Below are 17889 nucleotides of genomic sequence, written 5' to 3' on the forward strand. Positions count from 1 at the left end.
TTCACCAACAAACTCACAGTCTGTAATAAGGTTAGCAATCGTGTCACGACCAAAAAGCTTGATATATTGGTTAACAATATCAATTCTATCATATGTGTTTGAATTTCCATGTTTTGGCAACATGCTAAATAAAACAGGAAAGGCTATCCCTTTGTAGCAAACGTTCAAGGTTAAGACATTACTATCTTATGAACCAAATTTCCAAATGGTTCTGTCCATCGCCAGTATGTAGTGAGGGTCATGAGGCAGAAGCGAAAAAATCAATTTAGCTATCAGATCGATACTGAGTACATATTCAGCCATAAATCGCAGAATGCGCCAAAGCGATGATTCTTTTCTAGCAGTATGGTCAAAACTGGCAGCTAATCTTTCAAAACATACATTTTGAACCTTACATAATGCCTTAATAAAGAACCATTAGTTTTATTCGGGCAAGATTGATGCTTTTCTGAAATTTTCTGCTAGAATTTCAGTTAAATAGCTACTTTTGTATGAGGCCTTGAGTTCTTCTGTTTTCTTCATAACTATCCGGTAAATAATAATAAGAAACGAAAACTCAAGGGTTTGTTCACAAAGACACGTTTACTTTATTGACATTCAAATAATTATATTGTTATTGTTTTTGTTGTGTGATGAGCAAATTATTAAAATCCTCTCTTAACAAACCACACTGGTAAACATCTTTAAACTTTCCATTATGGAAGTAATGTTTGACTAATAAGCCTTCTTTTTTGAAACCTAATTTTTCGATTAAATTAAGAACAACTATATTATCTACAAACGAGTCCGAAATAACCTTATTTAGGTTTAATGTATTAAAGCCGTAATCTAACATTAGACTAAAAGCCTCCTTTGCATAACCTTTACCTTGTTGTGCAGGATCTAATCGAGCTCTCAATGTTGCACGTTGATGTCTGGTTTTTATATCAAATAGACCTATATTTCCAATAATTTTCAACTCACTATTTTCCTTAAGGAAAATAGCAAGTGCTACGTCTGTCTTTTTAAGACTATTGTACCAATCCATTTGATCTCTATATGAAATTGGATCGTGAATAATAACATCTTCCATTTCTTTATTCCATCTTAGATCGAGTAGATATTTCAAATCTTCAATTTCGATGGGCTTTAGTAATAGTCTTTCAGTTTCAAGTATTCTCATTATTTGTACCTCCTATTATTTTATAATATATTTCATTTAATGACATAATCGGATAATTATTTTCTTTTACAAATTTTACAATATCAATTATAGTCTGCCCAATACCCACTTCTCTGTTTTTTAGCTTACTAATGGTATCAAACGTAATATTATTGAACTCTTCTCTTGTTAATGTATCTTTTATTTGACGCATAAAAGATATATTTGGCGAGTTAAAAACTAAATTCATCGGATGGAAGCTGATGATTTTTATTCCTGGTGTAACAAATAGATCAAGATATTTTTTAAAATCTAAATCTAATTGATTATATAAATGTGTGCCATCTTCGAAAAACACAGGTATATTAATCAAACCAGATTCGTGCAATATCGGCCTGATGTACGACTGCATTATGGTACCCATATTAGAGAAGTATTTATAATTATATTCATTTTTGAGCAAATGAGTAATGTCTGTTACGTCAAAAAATCTGTGGCTTCTAAATACGTATGATTCTGGAGCAAACTTTATACAAGTCTCTATAACTTCTCTAAATGAATTTCCATGAGAGCTGTTTTCTAGAAAATTGGGGTGAATGCCGCGTTCTATTTTACCTGATTTAAAATTTGAATCTATGATTTTAGACTCATGAGTAACGAATAGAGTTGGTTTAATATCAAGAACATTCACAATGTCAAAAAATTCTGACATCACATCCTCTGAAGCCCAATCTACATCGGAAGTAAAACAAAAAACAGGTATTTCGTCCCAAATTTGTTTTTTATTGATTTTACATAAAAGTGTTTCAATTTTTTCTTTCATTAGTTAGTAATTTTTTTGTTTTAAAAATTTATTGTCGTGTGCAAAATGCAATTTTATAATATATAATCAAGAAAATCGCGTAAGCTACAGTTAAAGATAGACTGTACAGTATAATAAAATTTAATATATTTAATTTTAGAAAGTAAGCAGTGCCGAATGTAGCCAAATTAATAAATAGTAATATTATGTTGGTAATCAGCCCTATTTTTTGTTTTTCAACCGCATTAATTGTAACTGATAGTGTAGATGAAACGAACCTAACAGCCATTAATATTGCCAAAAAGCCGGCAAAAACTCCAGCATCCACCCAATCGAGTCCAAAAATAAAAGGGAAAATCCACTTACTTACAAAAATCAAAGGGATATAAATGGGAACTACAAGAACAATGAGTTTTTTCAGTGTGGATAAAAAAATTGATTTGCAATTTCCGCGAATTTTTATTTCTTCACAAGCTTTTTGATAATAAACCTGTGAAACACTCTGAGCGATGAGTACATTCGGTGCTCCTATTATTCTGTTTGCTAATGAAAACTGACCTACGTCATTGACTGAATATATAGATGTGATTAATAAGTTAGAAATATTCAACGTGGTTGCATTAGCCAATCCTGCGGGGAAAGCGTAGCGCGGGAAGTCTCTATATCTATGTAATACTGTTTTTAAATCCTTGTATTTATAGCTTATCATCTCTTTGTATTTAAAAGAGACATTTAGTCGTAACACTCTATTACCTAAAATATATGCAACAAATTGTCCAATAATTAATCCGCTATCTAGTAGCAACTTAAGAAAACCAAACAACAATTGAACAATAGTCATGGAAAAGTTTTTTATCACAACTGACCCGGACATCGATTTGTAATTTTTGAATCGATTATTAAGATTAATTAAAACCGTATTAAAGCCAATGAAATAAGTAGCTAATGGAATAAAATATAACCAGATTGGTTTTGAAGATTCAATATTAAGGGCATTTGCTATTGGATCAAAAAAAATCACAATGCAAATAAAAATAATTAGCGAAATAATAAAGTTTAAATAATTTGCCAGATAGGCTATTTTATACGCATCACTCTCTTCTTTTGGAAGCATTATAGCCTGTTCATATTTTAAATTGATATTACTCCCAATAATTGCTGTTATTGACAAAAAAACAGCAAACGCTCCAAAGGCTTCAGGCGTATAAAGTCTTGTTAGTACAGGGCTTATCAATACCAGAATAAACTGGGAAATAGCCGTACCACTGGAAAGTATCAGCACATTTTTATTGAACTCAGAACGAAATATTTTATTAAATATTTTTTTCACTAAAAATGCTCTTATTTCATCAATATTTCAAATATGCTTTCTCCAGTATTTCCACTTCCATAATAACTTGGATATGATTTAGGTAGTATGTTGCAACTATTGTACACTGATAAAATCTTGTTTTTATCCGTCCCCACAATTGTATTCCACCCACTCTCCACGGTTTCCACCCACTCTGTTTGATCACGTAATGTGATACAAGGTTTTTTCATAAAGTAGGCTTCTTTTTGTACTCCACCAGAGTCAGTGATTATGCATTTACACAAAAACTCGAGTTCAAGCATTTCAAAATAACCAATCGGATCAATTACAGAAACGTTTTTACTAAATGAAAGTCCAAAACTCTCTACCATTTTTTTTGTACGAGGGTGTAATGGCAAAACAACATTGGCAGGCAGGTCATTAAATGCCTCTATAATTTGACTTAGTTTTTCGGGATTATCTGTATTTTCGGCTCTATGAACGGTTGCTAAGACAAAATCATTTTGTATTATTTCTTTATTTAATCCCCTTACATTGTCCAATCTGTTGACACCCCGTTTTTTCTCATCTTGTAGTTTTTTAAGATAAAACAAATTGGAATCCAACATAATATCACCTACATTATGCACACCTTCTGTAATTCCTTCGTTTTTAAGGTTTTCAACAGCGGTCTCAGTTGGACAAAATAGAAAAACGCTAATATGGTCTGTTAAAACTCTGTTTTGTTCTTCCGGCATATACTTCCAGAAACTCCGCAACCCCGCTTCCACATGAGCCAAAGGAATGTGCAACTTGCTTGCAGCTAACGCTCCTGCTAATGTGGAATTAGTATCGCCATAGACTAAAACAATATCGGGTTTTTCTTTAAGGAGTAATCCTTCAATTTGTATTAACATTTGCCCCGTCATTTTTCCATGGAAACCTGAGCCAATATTTAGATTGTAGTTAGGATGTGGAATTCCCATATCTTCAAAGAACACATCTGACATAGAGGCATCATAATGCTGTCCGGTGTGAACTAATACCTCTTTAAATTTATCTTTCCACTCTTCAGTTTTAAGCAATCTGCTTAAAACAGCAGCTTTTATGAATTGTGGTCTTGCTCCTACAACAGTTAATATTTTTTTCACAAATATGTTACTTTCTATTTATTGAGTTTGAGAAAAGAATTAATAGCATTACAAACAAGATTAATATCTTCTTCAGTTATATATGGGTGAATCGGCAATGAAAGCACTGTAGCACAAAGTTGTTGTGTAACAGGATTGCTTTCGGCTGAATACTTCAAATGCTTGTATGCAGTTTGACCATGCATAGGGGTAGGATAATATATCATACTCGGGATTCCTTGCTCTTTCAGATAAGTCTGCAGCCCATCTCGTTGCTCTCTGTTTTTTAGCTGAATGGTGTATTGTGCCCAACTGGAATAGTATCCTTCGGGGATAATTGGAGTTGTCACTATACCTTTCAGTTTTTTGGTATATAGTGCTGCTGCTTTATTAATATCTTTCAATTCATATTTTTTGAAAGCATCAAATTTCACTTGCAGAATAGCTGCCTGAAGTGTGTCTAATCGTGAATTTACACCGATTCGCACATTATCGTATTTGAAAGAACCTTTACCGTGTACTTTTAGAGAATTCATAATCTCTGCCCACTCATCATTATTGGTAAAAACAGCACCTCCATCGCCGTAACAGCCAAGAGGTTTGGCAGGGAAGAAGGAAGTAGTGGAAATATCTCCGAAACTACAAGCCATTCGGTCGTTAATTTTACCACCGAACCCTTGTGCGCCATCTTCCAAAATAAGAAGATTGTACTTGTCGGCGATTTTTTTAACGGCATAGTAATCAGCAGGAAGTCCGAACAGATCGACGGTAATAATAACTTTGGGTGTTAGCTTACCTTCTTGTAACGTCTTTTCAATAGCTTTTTCAAGACTATTTACGTCTATGTTGAAAGTTACAGCATTCACATCTACAAAAACAGGGGATGCTCCTTCCAGAGAGATAACTTCTGCCGAAGCAAAGAATGTGAAATCAGGCACAAAAACAGCATCTCCTTTACCTATATTCCACGCCTTTAGGGCAAGTGTGAGAGCATCCGTTCCATTAGCACAACTAATGCAGTGCTTAACTCCAACATATTCTGCAAGCGAAACTTCTAATTCCGTAACTGCTTTTCCCATAATGTAACCACCGGAAGCAGCTGTATTTATCATAGCCTTGTCTATTTCAGGCTTTAACACATTGTATTGTTTTACCAAATCTCTAAACTGCATATAATTCTTTTTATTTTATTTCAATTAATCCTTTTTCTGTTTCTTTGTATTTTTTGCTGCACTTTTGGCAAATTAGTGTATTGTCAAGCCTTTCCCCGCATTCGCACACCCAACCAAGTTGTTTGGCTGGCACACCTGCCATTAATGCATGATCTTTTACATTTTTAGTCACTACTGCACCAGCTGCAATTAAAGCACACCGTCCTATTGTATGACCACACACAATAGTGGAATTTGCCCCTAAGGTGGCTCCCCATTTAACTAGGGTTTTTGCATAATTACCATGTACAGAATAATGTGAGCGTGGCGTAGTAACATTGGTAAAAACACAGGAGGGACCACAAAAAACATTGTCTTCTAACTCCACACCTTCATAAACCGAAACGTTGTTTTGAATACGTACTCCATTGCCAATTTTTACGTTATTTGCAATATTTACGTTTTGTCCAAGTGAACAGTTTTCCCCTAGAATAGCACCTTTTTGAATATGACAGAAATACCATATTTTTGTTCCTTTGCCAATAGTTACACCCTCATCGACGTAACTACTTTCGTGTACGAAAAACTCTTTCTCCATTTGTAATTTTATTTGTTTTTAGCATCAATTAATTCTTGGGCTTTCTCAAGTACTTTCACAACCTCTAATCCAGACTGCCCATTTGCCACTTCAATTTTTTTATCAAGGTTTTCAACAAAATATTTTAATTCTTCCGTCAGTGGTTGTTTTTTTTCGTAAGAAATAATCTCTGTTGGATTTTCTACTTTTATAGGAATTCCCTGTTCAAACTCAATACGTTTGTCGTAGAATTTTATCTCTTTTTCTTCCGATGAATCGTCAAAAGAGATCATTCCTTTGCTTCCAATGACAACCAAACGTTGTTCTTTGAAAGGATGTAACCATGAAACAAAAATGTGAGCATGAATATTCCCTGGATATGTAAGCTGTGTCATTGTGTAATCGTAAACGTTTTTTTGCAAAAATTTAGTTCCTTTAGATTCTATTTTTTCTGATGGTTGTCCCACAAAATAATCTAAAACAGAGATGTCATGTGGAGCAAATGACCAGAACACATTTTCTTCTGTTCTAACTGTACCTAAGTTTAAACGTGTAGAATACAGATAATAAAGTTGACCTACTTTCCCGGAATCAATTAACTCTTTAATCTTTTTTATTGCAGGATGAAATAACAAAACATGACCCACCATCAGTTGAACGCCATTGTTGTTTGCAATTCTTACTAATTCGCCTGATGTCTCTGATGACAAAGTCATTGGTTTTTCAACTAAAACACTTTTCCCGTTTTCGAGGATTTTTTTTGCTATCTCGTAATGCAGGTGTGCTGGAGCAGCAACAGTATATCCATCAAAATCTTTTTTTATTGCTATATCTAAATCCGTAAATCCCTCAACCGGGAATTGAGACAAAAGTTCTTTTAATCTAGACGGATTTGATTCAACGATTCCTCCCAGATTTCTCATTTGAAAAAGTGTTCGAATATGGTTTTGTCCCCATTTTCCTCCACCAATGACACATATTTTTTTACTCATATTTAATTCATTTAATACAATTATAGTGTTCCGTCAACAACAGTATCCAAAACCCCTTTCACATCATACACTACCCTATTTCCATTTGTAATTTTCGACAAGTCTAACTCTTTAAATTTATTATGAGCTACTGCCAAAATAATAGCATCATACTTGTCCTTTGGCAGTTTGTTTGTAACCTCCACTCCATACTCATGTTTTGCAATATCGGGATTTACCCAGGGGTCGTATATGGTTACTTTAGCACTGTATTCTTTTAATGTATTGACAATATCAATAACTTTAGTGTTGCGTACGTCTGGGCAATTTTCTTTAAAAGTAAAACCCAGCACAAGAATATGAGAACCTAAAACTTGAATGCCTTTCTTTAGCATTAATTTAACAACTTGGTCAGCTACGTATTCGCCCATGCTATCGTTCATTCTACGTCCTGCCAAAATTAGTTCGGGGTGATGTCCGTGACGTTGAGCCGCTTGTGCTAAGTAAAATGGATCTACGCCTATACAGTGTCCTCCAACTAATCCCGGTTTAAACGGTAAAAAGTTCCATTTTGTTCCGGCAGCAGTCAGCACATCTTGTGTATTAATGCCCATTTTATTGAAAATTTTTGATAGCTCATTTACAAAAGCTATATTGATATCGCGTTGAGCGTTTTCAATAACTTTAGCGGCTTCTGCCACTTTAATTGTTGGAGCCAGATGTGTTCCTGCGGTTATTACGGAGCCGTAAACTTTATCAATAATTTTGCCAATTTCAGGTGTACTACCTGATGTAACCTTCAATATTTTATCAACTGTATGTTGTTTATCTCCCGGATTAATGCGCTCGGGGCTGTATCCTGCAAAGAAGTCTTTATTATATTTTAGACCACTCACGCGTTCCACTATGGGAATACATTCATCTTCTGTTACACCTGGATAAACGGTAGATTCATACACCACTATATCTCCTTTGGAAATTACTTTCCCTACCGTTTCACTGGCTTTAATTAGCGGAGTTAAGTCTGGATTATTATTTACATCAATAGGCGTAGGGACGGTTACAATGTAAAAGTTCGCACCTTTTATGCTATTGATATCCGAACTGCAGGTAAAGCCATTAGCTATAGCAGACTGGAGCAATTCGTCTTCCACTTCGAGCGTGGAGTCGTGACCACTCATTAATTCTTTTACCCGCGCTTGGTTGATATCGAAACCAATAGTAGTATATTTTGTTGAAAACAGGCGTGCAAGTGGCAAGCCTACATAACCTAAGCCAATTACGGCAATTTTTACATCTTTATTATTCATTAATATTTTATTAAGTTTACAGTTGTATCGTTGATTGTTATCAAAATAAGTATTCAAAAAATCAATAATGTGCAGCTTTAGTGTTATTCAGGTTTTCAATACATATATTATTACAATTATAGCACCAATGTCATTTGAAAATTGATGAGGCGTTTTTATTTAAACAATTGCACATATTTTTCGAACATATATATTTTCCCCCTTTGTCCACCTGTAATCTCTTTCAGTATTCCTAAGTCTTCCATATCGGAAATTAATTTATAGGCAGAAACTGCGGATTTCCCCACCACCCTTTCCACTTTTGCTGCATTTATTATCGGATTGCTAAACATCTCATTTATTATTAAGCGAGCATCTCCAGAACGATTCCCCAGAGGTTTAAGTAAGTCATCTAAAGATTTCTGAATTTGCAAAATATTATCAAAAGTATCTACACCGTTTTTTGCGGTTTCGACAACTCCGGTCAGAAAAAATTTAAACCATTGATTTATATCGTTGTGGGTTCTCACACGCATTAGATTATCATAGTACAAAGATTTGTGTTTTTCAAAAAAATCAGATAAGTATAAAATTGGACGTTTTAATATTCCTTTGGAGACTAAATATAAAGTTATCATCAATCGTCCGACTCTTCCGTTCCCATCTAAAAAGGGGTGTATCGTTTCGAATTGATAATGAATTATGGCTATTTTTAATAAATCCGGCAGTAAATGTTCGTTGTTGTGAGCAAATTTTTCAATATCCGACATTAGACGACCCAATTCGGAAGCAGGGGGAGGTACAAAGATAGCGTCATTGATACTAGTTCCTCCTACCCAGTTCTGACTAGTTCTGAATTCGCCAGGAAGTTTATTTTGTCCTCTTACACCCGATAAAAGGATTTTGTGTGTCTCTTTTATTAATCTACTCGAAAAAGGTAGTCGGTGTAATTGCAAGACAGCTTCATTCATTGCCTGAATATAATTTTGTACCTCTTCCCAGTCATCTCTTTTTTCAGCCGAAATCTCATCTTTTTTAAGAAAAGCATCCTCTACATGTGTTTGCGTTCCCTCTATTCGAGAAGATTGCGTGGCCTCTTTGGCAATGTGCATAGATATATACAAATCAATATTTACATATTCTGAGTACATATCCAAGCGTCCGAGATGCCTGTCAGCCTGACTGAGCAGTGTAATTACGTCCATATCATTTATCTCCCATTTTCTGTTTATTTCGTTGGGAATAAATGCTTTATAGTAGCCTTGATTGATAAGTTTTCCTGATAAAAAATTGTTACTCATCTGTGTAAAAATAGCAAACGCATGGTACAAGACAATCTCCTTATTTAAGTTTTTGCCCATAAAACTTAAATAAGGAGATTGCTTATTTAAGTTTACTTAAGATAAATTGTTTTATGTCTTGCAGAATTATCTTCAACGTTAACAATGTTATTAAAGTGAGTGCAAAATGAAACTAGAGCTACAAATTCTCCCAATACCACTTTACAGCTTCCTCCAAACCCTCTTTGATATTAAACTGGGGATTATAACCCAACAAATTCCGTGCTTTTTCTATACTTGCAAGTGAATGAGGTATATCCCCGATTCTGTTAGGTCCGTGGATAACTTCTATTTCTGAAATTTTAGGGTCAAATTTTAACAAACACTCTTTCAGATAAACAACTAACTGATTTAGCGTTGTTTGCTCGCCGTATGCTGTGTTGTAAACCTGATTTATCGCATCGGGATTTGTTGTCTCCATAGCCAGAAGATTCATCTGTATCACATTGTCAATGTAGGTAAAATCACGGCTATGTTCACCATCTCCGTTGATTACGGGTGATTTGTGGTTCATGAATTGCTTTACAAACAATGGAATAACCGCTGCATAAGCACCGTTAGGGTCTTGTTTGCGACCAAAAACATTAAAATAACGTAAGCCGATATACTCCATGCCGTAAGTCTTCGAGAAAACATCAGCGTATAGTTCATTTACATATTTGGTTACCGCATATGGAGACAAAGGTTTCCCTATTTTATCTTCTACTTTGGGAAGTGCTTTACTATCGCCGTATGTTGAGGAGCTTGCAGCGTAAATAAATCTTTTGATTTTTGCGTCACGACTTGCCATTAACATATTCAAAAATCCCGAAATGTTTACTTCATTTGTTGTGATTGGGTCGTTAATGGAACGAGGCACAGAGCCTAACGCTGCCTGATGAAAAACATACTCAACCCCTTCAACTGCTTTTTGACAATCTTCCAATTTTCTGATATCACCGACAATTAATTGGAATGTTTCAGGATAAGATTGAATCAGAGGTTGTATGTTCTCCTTTTTACCGGTAACGAAGTTATCTAAACAGACCACTTTGTGTCCAAGCTGCAACAAGCTTTCACAAAGATTGGAACCTATAAATCCTGCTCCACCGGAAACTAATATTTTACTATGTTTTAACATAAAGCTAAATAAAAACTTTATTCAATGTTTAGGCTTTGACTAAATAAGTTGTTACTATTTCCTTGTTATTTACAATCGGTATCGCACAGCTCCGCCCTTTCACTCACACGTTTTGTGTGGCTACTAAGGTACTTTAGGACACAAAGATACTAAACAAAGCGTTGTGTTTACAGATATTTTGACGAAATTTCGACACATATCATAGTTGACATAAAATCTAAACGAACAACCAATATTTGATTGCTTTTTTTTCTGATTATTTCACCTTGAAATCCACTAAAAGGGCCGGAATCTATTTCTATGTAATCACCTATTTGGAGGTCAATATCTTGGACTTTAACATTTTCAGAGTTTTCTGTTAAAATACGTAGATTTTCTATCTCTTTATCTTGAACATAAGCCGGCTGATTTTGAAACATTAAAAAACGAACTACTCCTGCCGTTTTTAATACTTCTAGATGGTCATCGTAATCAATCCTGACAAACACATAACAAGTGATTAAAGGAATATCAACTATCTTTTTCCTATCACTCCAATGACGGACGGTTTTAATTACAGGCAGATAAGTCTCTATCCCCTTTTCGGCAAGTAGAAGTGCCACTTTTTTTTCGTGACGTGAACGTGTTGATACTGCATACCAGCGTAAACTACTGCTCATTTCTGTTACTTGAGTTTAGCATGTTGTCAATTTCGATCTGTAAATCAGAGTATTGGAATCCGAGATCACGTACGATTTTTTTGCCGTCAAATCTGCTGTGTTCAAATCCCGATTTTACAATTTGTCGAGTCAATTTTGGAGATATATTAAATATCCAGGCAAAAATTTCGTTTAAAAGAGAAATCGTCCAAAGCATTTTTTTATTTATGAATCTTGGTTTTCGCTCTTTGTTCAATGATTTCTGCACCATTTCAAATAATTTCTGATAGCTTAAATTCTCAGAACAAAGTATATACCTCTGCGATTTTATGTCTGTATCTGATAAAATAATTGCGGCTCTGCACACATCGTTGACAGAGACGTAACCAGTGGTTCCATCAGTTATAAAGGGTAATCCAAATGCCATTTGTTGTAAAAGTGCTGATGAGCTTTTCCCCGAGTTGGCATTTCCCAAAATAATGGCGGGGTTTAGTATCACAGCATTCAATCCCTCTTCAATTCCGCGCCATACTTCAAGTTCGGCTAAGTATTTAGATTTGCCGTAATGGCTCTGTTTCTCGTTTTTTTTAAGGAGATGATTTTCGTTGACTATTTCTTCATTGATAGGGTCTCCTATGGCAGCAACGCTACTTAGGTAAACAAGCTTTGTTGAACTGTTCTTTTCTTTTAGAAGCGCATTGACGATATTTTTTGTTCCATTGACATTTGTGTTGTAAATCTGTTTTTTTGCGTGTGGATTGAAAGAGACATATGCAGCTGTATGATAAAAAATATCAACACCTTGTATAAGGTTATCAACACTCTCTTTGTTTAATATATCGCCAAAAACAAATTGCAGATTTTTGAGATTATCGGCACCTAAAAAGGTTGTGAGTTCTAATTTTGCTCTGTTTGAACGTATAAAGGCTTTTACTTTTACGTCCTTTTCAAGCAACACTTTTATTAGATGCGATCCTACAAGTCCATTCGCCCCGGTTACGGCAACATTCATAGCAAAAACTTTGGTATGCAAATTTAGCAATTTTTCTGCCAAATTATCTTTTTCCCAAAGCCAAGCTTATTGTTGGTTAGTTTAAGATGTTGAGGGTCAAGTATCCATAGGTTTAAATCAGAAATGCGAGCGTATGGAAAGCGTTTTAAATATGTTGTTTTTGCGATCTCTTCGTTAGTTTTATCCACAGGAAAAGTAATTCCTGAGATTTGTAGCCCTTGAATTTTCATAACAATGCGAGTTTCTAGAACGATATTCGCTGCTACGTTTTGGTTCTTTAAGGCTTCTATACCATGTCGCGTGTCGTGGTCGGTTGTGTAAACAAAAACGTTCTTATCTTTTATCCAAGCGTAAAAGCACGATGCACACCATGGAATGTTTTTGTCTGATGTTGCTATTGTAAGCACATGATGTCTGCCAATAAAATCAATAATATGCTTGTCAATTGCGTTTTCCATGTTTAGTTTAACTTGTTAAGAACCAGTTCTGTAATTTTGTTTTTGTCGGTAAGTAAAATGGTTTGGATTCCCAACTTTTCAGCTGCTATTGTGTTTGGTTCAAGATCATCGATAAAGAGTATCTCTTGTGGCAAACATTTTAGCTGTTCTAAAACGTGTTGGTAAATTTCTTCCGAAGGTTTGCGACAACCTATTATATACGATAAAAATAGTCCATCGAATAGAGATACCAAGCTTTCGGCTAAATTTTGCTCGGCTATTTTTTGGTTGCTGTGGTTAAAGTGGATATTATTAGTATTACTTAGTAAGTATAGTGGGTATTTATTTTTTAGAGAATGTAGTAGGCTAATGGCTTGACTGTTAAAGTCTAACAGAAGTGCATTCCATGCATTGTCAATGGTTTTATCATCAACGTCGACATTCAAATTTTTTCTGATTGCACTGCGAAACTCATCATCGGTTATTGCTCCTGATTCGTAATTTAGATAAACATCTAACAGAAGTTTTGAATCTCTTAAAATCTCTTTTGGGTTACCTGTAATTTTTGAATAGGCTTCGAATGTTTTATCAAAATCGATATCCATTAAAACTCCGCCTAAATCGAATATGATGTACTTAATCTTCATTTGTCTACAATTTTTTCTATCTAATGTTTTATGTAATTTTTTGTTAAGATTTGGCTGTAAAAATAGTATCTGGTACTTGAATTTCTGATATATTAAAGGATTGAGCAAACGGCTCTAGTACTAAGTTAACATAATTTTTAATATCCTCGGGTTTATCTATGATATAAAAACCTTTTTTACTACTCAAATGCTTTGCCAAGTATTCTTGTTCCCATTGATTTTTTGTCGGAAGCATTATAAGTGGTTTTGAAAGTACAACACAGTCCATTATTGTTGTATACCCTGCAAGCGCAACCACTATTTTTGAACATTTTACTACGCGATAAAAATCTTCGGTGTTGAGATGACCATAAATATCAATGTTTTCGTAAACGTCTGATTTTTCACGATTAGTGTAGCCTAATACTGCAAGTTTCCCGTCACATTTTGAAAGAATGTCAATAAACTTCTTTGCCAAACGGTTTCTGTAAGGCTGAGGACCCGATGTAATATAGACCATATCATACTCAAACTTAGTGTCGACACTTTTATGGCCTATTGACGTAAAACGGCTTAGTGGTCCGCAATAAAACGATTTTATTTTCAGATTTTTTGAATTGGAAAGTTTTCCTGCCAATATGCTGTTTGGAAAATCGGGAATAAGAGCGTAATCGAATTTGTTAACTATTCGCGTGTAAATTTTATTTATTAGCTTGCCCGTCAACCCTTTAACAGGGAGATTTGTTTGATGACTTAAATAACACGAGACACTATTACGTGAACGGAAAAAGGGTCTGTTATCGCTTATAATTACATCAACAGCGTTGGCTTTTGAGATTTTTTTTGCTATAAACAGTTCCCTTATAAAAACAAAGGAAATTTTAGGTAACTGTAATATAAGCGACTGAATAGGAGTTAGGTGGGGGTAATACCTTATATTATATCCAACAACTTTAATTTTCTTAAACGAATACCCTTCAAGTAAAAAAAACTGCTTTTGGGGTAATGCAAATATTATTTCATAATTCCTTTTCTGCAATTCTTCGGCAAGGGCAATCACTCTTGTTGTGTGTCCCATGCCCCAATCTAAAGGCGCAAATAAAACTTTGGTAGACAAATGCTTGTTATTTTAAGTTCCAAGTTATCTCTGTGTCCCAATTTGCTCGTATAGTAATATCTTTACCATACGTCAGAACCAATTCGGGCAATAACTTTTTATAATAGTCTCCTGTATCCCATTTTTTATTTCCATTTGAATCAACAAAAAGCCTTAGAGTGTATTTTCCGGGTTTCAAGTCGCTTATTGTTAATGTTTGAGATATTGGATAAAAACTTTGCCATACAACATTTTTTGAGTTGTCGTAAAGCTCTATTACAGAGTTGTTTTCAATCTCTCCGATAATGTTTACTGCTAAAATTCCATATTCCGACTCGTCGGGAACTCTAAATTTTAAGCTTTTTGGATGTAAGTACTGTTCGTAAATATCTGAAATGGCTAATGTGTCGAAAACCATCTCATAATTGTTGTCTTGAACAAACTGGTAATCAACAATTAATAGGCTTTTTGTTGTGTCCAATTTAGCGTTGAAGCTAACAGCCTTTTTCACTGTGTCTTCCAAAGTTAAGAGCTTGATTTTTTCATAGTCAATTGAATCAATTGGATGATTAAAGTTTAAAACAAGTTTTTTGTTTTTGTCTAAAACGTTGCTAACAACATTTGATGTGAACGTAACAATGGTATCATCATCAAACATCTTGTTTTTTTCCACTACAAGTGTTACAGTATCCTTTTGCGTTGTCAGATTTTCTAAGGAATCGAGGATACCGTATTCTATGACAGCCTTTAATGTATCAGATAGTGTCATTTCAAAACTTGGAACAGCAAACAACAGTGAGTCAGCACGTTGTGAATAAATCTGAACAAAACTAGTGTCGTCAAAAGTTCTAAGCGTTGTTTCGCAGTATGGCTCACGGTTTAGCACAATGTTAGCGAGATTTCGCCTTGGGCGTGATGAGGTTTTTACGAACTGTTTTTGATAATCAGGCTCGAACAGATTTAAACGTATCTTCTCAACAGTTGAAGCAACAATACTTTTGTGAATTACTGTATCAGCAAATATTGTGTCGCCACTCTCTGTAGATATCTCTTTTATTACTTTTAATGTATCGTATGAAATATCGGTATAGGTTTTGGGCTTTAAAGTTTTGTCAATGAATGCAACTTTTTCGTTTGGCAATTTATAAAGCATGTCGTTTGCAATATCTGAAAGTGCAAATATTTTATACTCACCCTTTTTTATATTATTAATTGTAAATTCTCCTGCTTTATTCGTAATCGAATAGTATAGCGGTTTTTCTTTGGCCACAACTGAGTCGTAAATATTGTCATATAAGCCAACTTGAACATTTTCGACTGGCAAACCTGTCGCTGCATTTTTAACTACTCCAGAGATAAAAATAGTGTCGATTTCGCCTCCTGTTGAAAACACGTACTGAAAATTATCCTTAATGTTTCCCTCAGTATAATCGCGGATTGCATCGCGAAAATTGATATTGTATGTGGTGTTTGGGCGAAGGGTGTCGTTCAGTTCCACTATAACAGTTTTACCTTTCAGTCTTACTTCGGGCTTTTTGTTGAGAGGTGGCGATATCGTAACTTTTTGTGAAGCATCTCTTAAACTCAGGAATTCGTTAAAAGTTATAGATATTTTTTTCGAATCAAAGTGTAAAGAATTAAACTTAGGACTCGCTTTTTTTACTTCGGGTGCGTAGGTATCCTTGGGTCCACCCGTAGGAGCCATCTCTTTTGCACAACCCGTTAAAATTAAGGCTGCTACAAACAATACTATTTCAATTTTTTTGTAAAAAGTCATTAAAAAGAGATATCGGGTTACTTGTATTGACTTCAAAAGCAGAGAACTTAAAGTTAATTACTATTTTGTTCGTTAACTACTATAGGGTCGCATTTGAAAGATTGTCTCGAATTGGTTATTTGTAAAATTTTCCAACCTTTATTGGTCCTGTATAGTTGATACGCGTTTATTCCGCAATATGAAATCTTTTTACCGTCATGACATACATATTTACACCATGCTGTAGCTATAATGTTATTTGTTTCAATTGTACATCCTGCCTGCTCTCTATGATATGTTTTTCCCTTTGCTAAAGAATTAATAAACATTTCCATAGTTTCTGCTGCCACAATATTTTTTCTGCCGTCATGAAAAACGGTCAGTAGTCCTAAGTTAGGATCGGTTATTTTTTTCAATAAAACGGTATCCTTGTTGTTCAATCCTTCTATAAACGCATCAATAGTTTGTTGTATGCCGTCGTGTGTTGGCGGATTTTGACCGTTTAGACCAGCGAACGAAACAAGTATTATAACAAAAGTTGCAAATTTTTTTAACATATGTATATTGTTTTATATTCTGATATTTCCTCCCGAATTGCTTATTTCAACGGCCAAAAGGCCAATTGTTTTTTTTTCAAACAGATTTTTGAGTTCTTTTCTTACTGGCGAAAAGTCATTGTGAATAGGGCAGTGAGCGTGTTCAAGAGTCTCATCACATCTGTTTAATCCTATTATACAGGTCTCAAAAAAATTGGAACCATCAATTATTGTCACAATATCCATTAAGGATATTTCTGAAGCAGGCTTTGCAAGCATAAATCCTCCGTTTGGTCCCTTGTTTGATAAAAGTAGCTTGTGTCTGGTAATTTGCTGTAAAATCTTACTTAAAAATGGTTGTGGAATATCAAGATCAGATGCAATTTGCTTAATCCCAATCATAGAGTTTTTATCTTCGTTTAAAGCAAGATAAATCATGGCTCGGATAGCGTATTTGCATGTGTTTGATATCATCGGCTACTTTATATTAATTTTATCAATTCTGTTTTGATGCCTGCCACCTTCAAAACTCGATGTTAGAAAAGCTGTTACAATTTTTTCAGCGTCTGTAAGTGATAAAAATCGTCCTGAAAGTACACAAACATTAGCGTTATTGTGTTGGCGTGAAAGAGTTGCCATTGTTTGATTCCAACACAGTGCTGCCCTAACGTTGCTGTGGCGGTTTAATGCAATGCTTATTCCAATACCACTACCACAAACGGCAATGCCAAAGGTTTGTTCATTTATATTTTTGGCTAATTTGTGCGCATAATCGGGATAATCGACAGATTGTTCTGAATCGGCACCATGATCAACAATCGAATAGCCCTCTTTTTGTAGGAAACTAATCACATGTCGCTTTAGAAGATATCCTGCATGATCTGATGCTAAGTGTATAGTTGTAAGTTTCATATCGTGGCAATTTTAATGTGCTGTTGTGGCATTTTAAATCAATAGCAAATATACTCTAATTGAG

19 protein-coding genes are annotated in these 17889 nt (G+C 34.7%); all 19 read right to left on the reverse strand.

Annotated elements, in window-relative coordinates; genetic code table 11:
- Positions 1–613 precede the first annotated feature (613 nt).
- A complete protein-coding gene (locus GX311_02925) occupies positions 614–1162 on the reverse strand; it encodes a GNAT family N-acetyltransferase (protein NLK15328.1) in 549 nt (182 codons plus the stop codon).
- Positions 1149–1964 carry a hypothetical protein gene (locus GX311_02930; GenBank protein ID NLK15329.1) on the reverse strand — a complete coding sequence of 272 codons (816 nt, stop codon included), beginning with the start codon at positions 1962–1964 and terminating at the stop codon, positions 1149–1151. The genes GX311_02925 and GX311_02930 overlap by 14 nt, the downstream gene beginning before the upstream one ends.
- 28 nt (positions 1965–1992) lie before the next feature.
- Complete coding sequence (locus GX311_02935) at positions 1993–3273, reverse strand: oligosaccharide flippase family protein (protein ID NLK15330.1); 1281 nt, start codon at positions 3271–3273, stop codon at positions 1993–1995.
- An 11-nt stretch (positions 3274–3284) separates the two neighbouring features.
- On the reverse strand, positions 3285–4385 hold the full coding sequence (gene wecB, locus GX311_02940; protein ID NLK15331.1) for a UDP-N-acetylglucosamine 2-epimerase (non-hydrolyzing): 1101 nt from the start codon (positions 4383–4385) through the stop codon (positions 3285–3287).
- A gap of 14 nt (positions 4386–4399) precedes the next feature.
- Positions 4400–5536: a DegT/DnrJ/EryC1/StrS family aminotransferase gene (locus GX311_02945; GenBank protein ID NLK15332.1), complete on the reverse strand. Its 1137-nt coding sequence runs from the start codon at positions 5534–5536 to the stop codon at positions 4400–4402.
- A 10-nt stretch (positions 5537–5546) separates the two neighbouring features.
- Positions 5547–6113, reverse strand: coding sequence for an N-acetyltransferase (locus GX311_02950; GenBank protein ID NLK15333.1), 567 nt, complete (start codon positions 6111–6113; stop codon positions 5547–5549).
- An 8-nt stretch (positions 6114–6121) separates the two neighbouring features.
- A complete protein-coding gene (locus tag GX311_02955) occupies positions 6122–7084 on the reverse strand; it encodes a Gfo/Idh/MocA family oxidoreductase (protein NLK15334.1) in 963 nt (320 codons plus the stop codon).
- A gap of 20 nt (positions 7085–7104) precedes the next feature.
- Complete coding sequence (locus tag GX311_02960; GenBank protein ID NLK15335.1) at positions 7105–8373, reverse strand: nucleotide sugar dehydrogenase; 1269 nt, start codon at positions 8371–8373, stop codon at positions 7105–7107.
- A 155-nt stretch (positions 8374–8528) separates the two neighbouring features.
- Positions 8529–9653 carry a Fic family protein gene (locus GX311_02965; protein ID NLK15336.1) on the reverse strand — a complete coding sequence of 375 codons (1125 nt, stop codon included), beginning with the start codon at positions 9651–9653 and terminating at the stop codon, positions 8529–8531.
- Positions 9654–9831: 178 nt separating this feature from the next.
- On the reverse strand, positions 9832–10812 hold the full coding sequence (locus tag GX311_02970) for an SDR family oxidoreductase (GenBank protein NLK15337.1): 981 nt from the start codon (positions 10810–10812) through the stop codon (positions 9832–9834).
- A 167-nt stretch (positions 10813–10979) separates the two neighbouring features.
- The gene (locus GX311_02975) at positions 10980–11471 is read right to left on the reverse strand and encodes a UpxY family transcription antiterminator (GenBank protein NLK15338.1); all 492 of its coding nucleotides are present in this window, start codon (positions 11469–11471) and stop codon (positions 10980–10982) included.
- On the reverse strand, positions 11461–12483 hold the full coding sequence (locus tag GX311_02980) for an NAD-dependent epimerase/dehydratase family protein (GenBank protein ID NLK15339.1): 1023 nt from the start codon (positions 12481–12483) through the stop codon (positions 11461–11463). Before GX311_02980 ends, GX311_02975 begins: the two co-directional genes overlap by 11 nt.
- Before the next feature lie 2 nt (positions 12484–12485).
- Positions 12486–12920 (reverse strand): hypothetical protein, encoded by a 435-nt coding sequence (locus GX311_02985; protein NLK15340.1) that lies wholly within the window; start codon positions 12918–12920, stop codon positions 12486–12488.
- Positions 12921–12922: 2 nt separating this feature from the next.
- Complete coding sequence (locus GX311_02990) at positions 12923–13546, reverse strand: HAD family phosphatase (GenBank protein NLK15341.1); 624 nt, start codon at positions 13544–13546, stop codon at positions 12923–12925.
- A gap of 43 nt (positions 13547–13589) precedes the next feature.
- Positions 13590–14642, reverse strand: coding sequence for a hypothetical protein (locus GX311_02995; protein ID NLK15342.1), 1053 nt, complete (start codon positions 14640–14642; stop codon positions 13590–13592).
- A gap of 7 nt (positions 14643–14649) precedes the next feature.
- On the reverse strand, positions 14650–16434 hold the full coding sequence (locus GX311_03000) for a hypothetical protein (protein ID NLK15343.1): 1785 nt from the start codon (positions 16432–16434) through the stop codon (positions 14650–14652).
- 17 nt (positions 16435–16451) lie between these two features.
- Positions 16452–16934 carry a hypothetical protein gene (locus GX311_03005; protein ID NLK15344.1) on the reverse strand — a complete coding sequence of 161 codons (483 nt, stop codon included), beginning with the start codon at positions 16932–16934 and terminating at the stop codon, positions 16452–16454.
- Positions 16935–16946: 12 nt separating this feature from the next.
- On the reverse strand, positions 16947–17387 hold the full coding sequence (locus tag GX311_03010; protein NLK15345.1) for an Rrf2 family transcriptional regulator: 441 nt from the start codon (positions 17385–17387) through the stop codon (positions 16947–16949).
- A gap of 3 nt (positions 17388–17390) precedes the next feature.
- Complete coding sequence (gene rpiB / locus GX311_03015; GenBank protein ID NLK15346.1) at positions 17391–17825, reverse strand: ribose 5-phosphate isomerase B; 435 nt, start codon at positions 17823–17825, stop codon at positions 17391–17393.
- Between the last annotated feature and the right edge of the window lie 64 nt (positions 17826–17889).

Source organism: Bacteroidales bacterium (assembly GCA_012519055.1).
Classification (GTDB): domain Bacteria; phylum Bacteroidota; class Bacteroidia; order Bacteroidales; family Salinivirgaceae; genus JAAYQU01.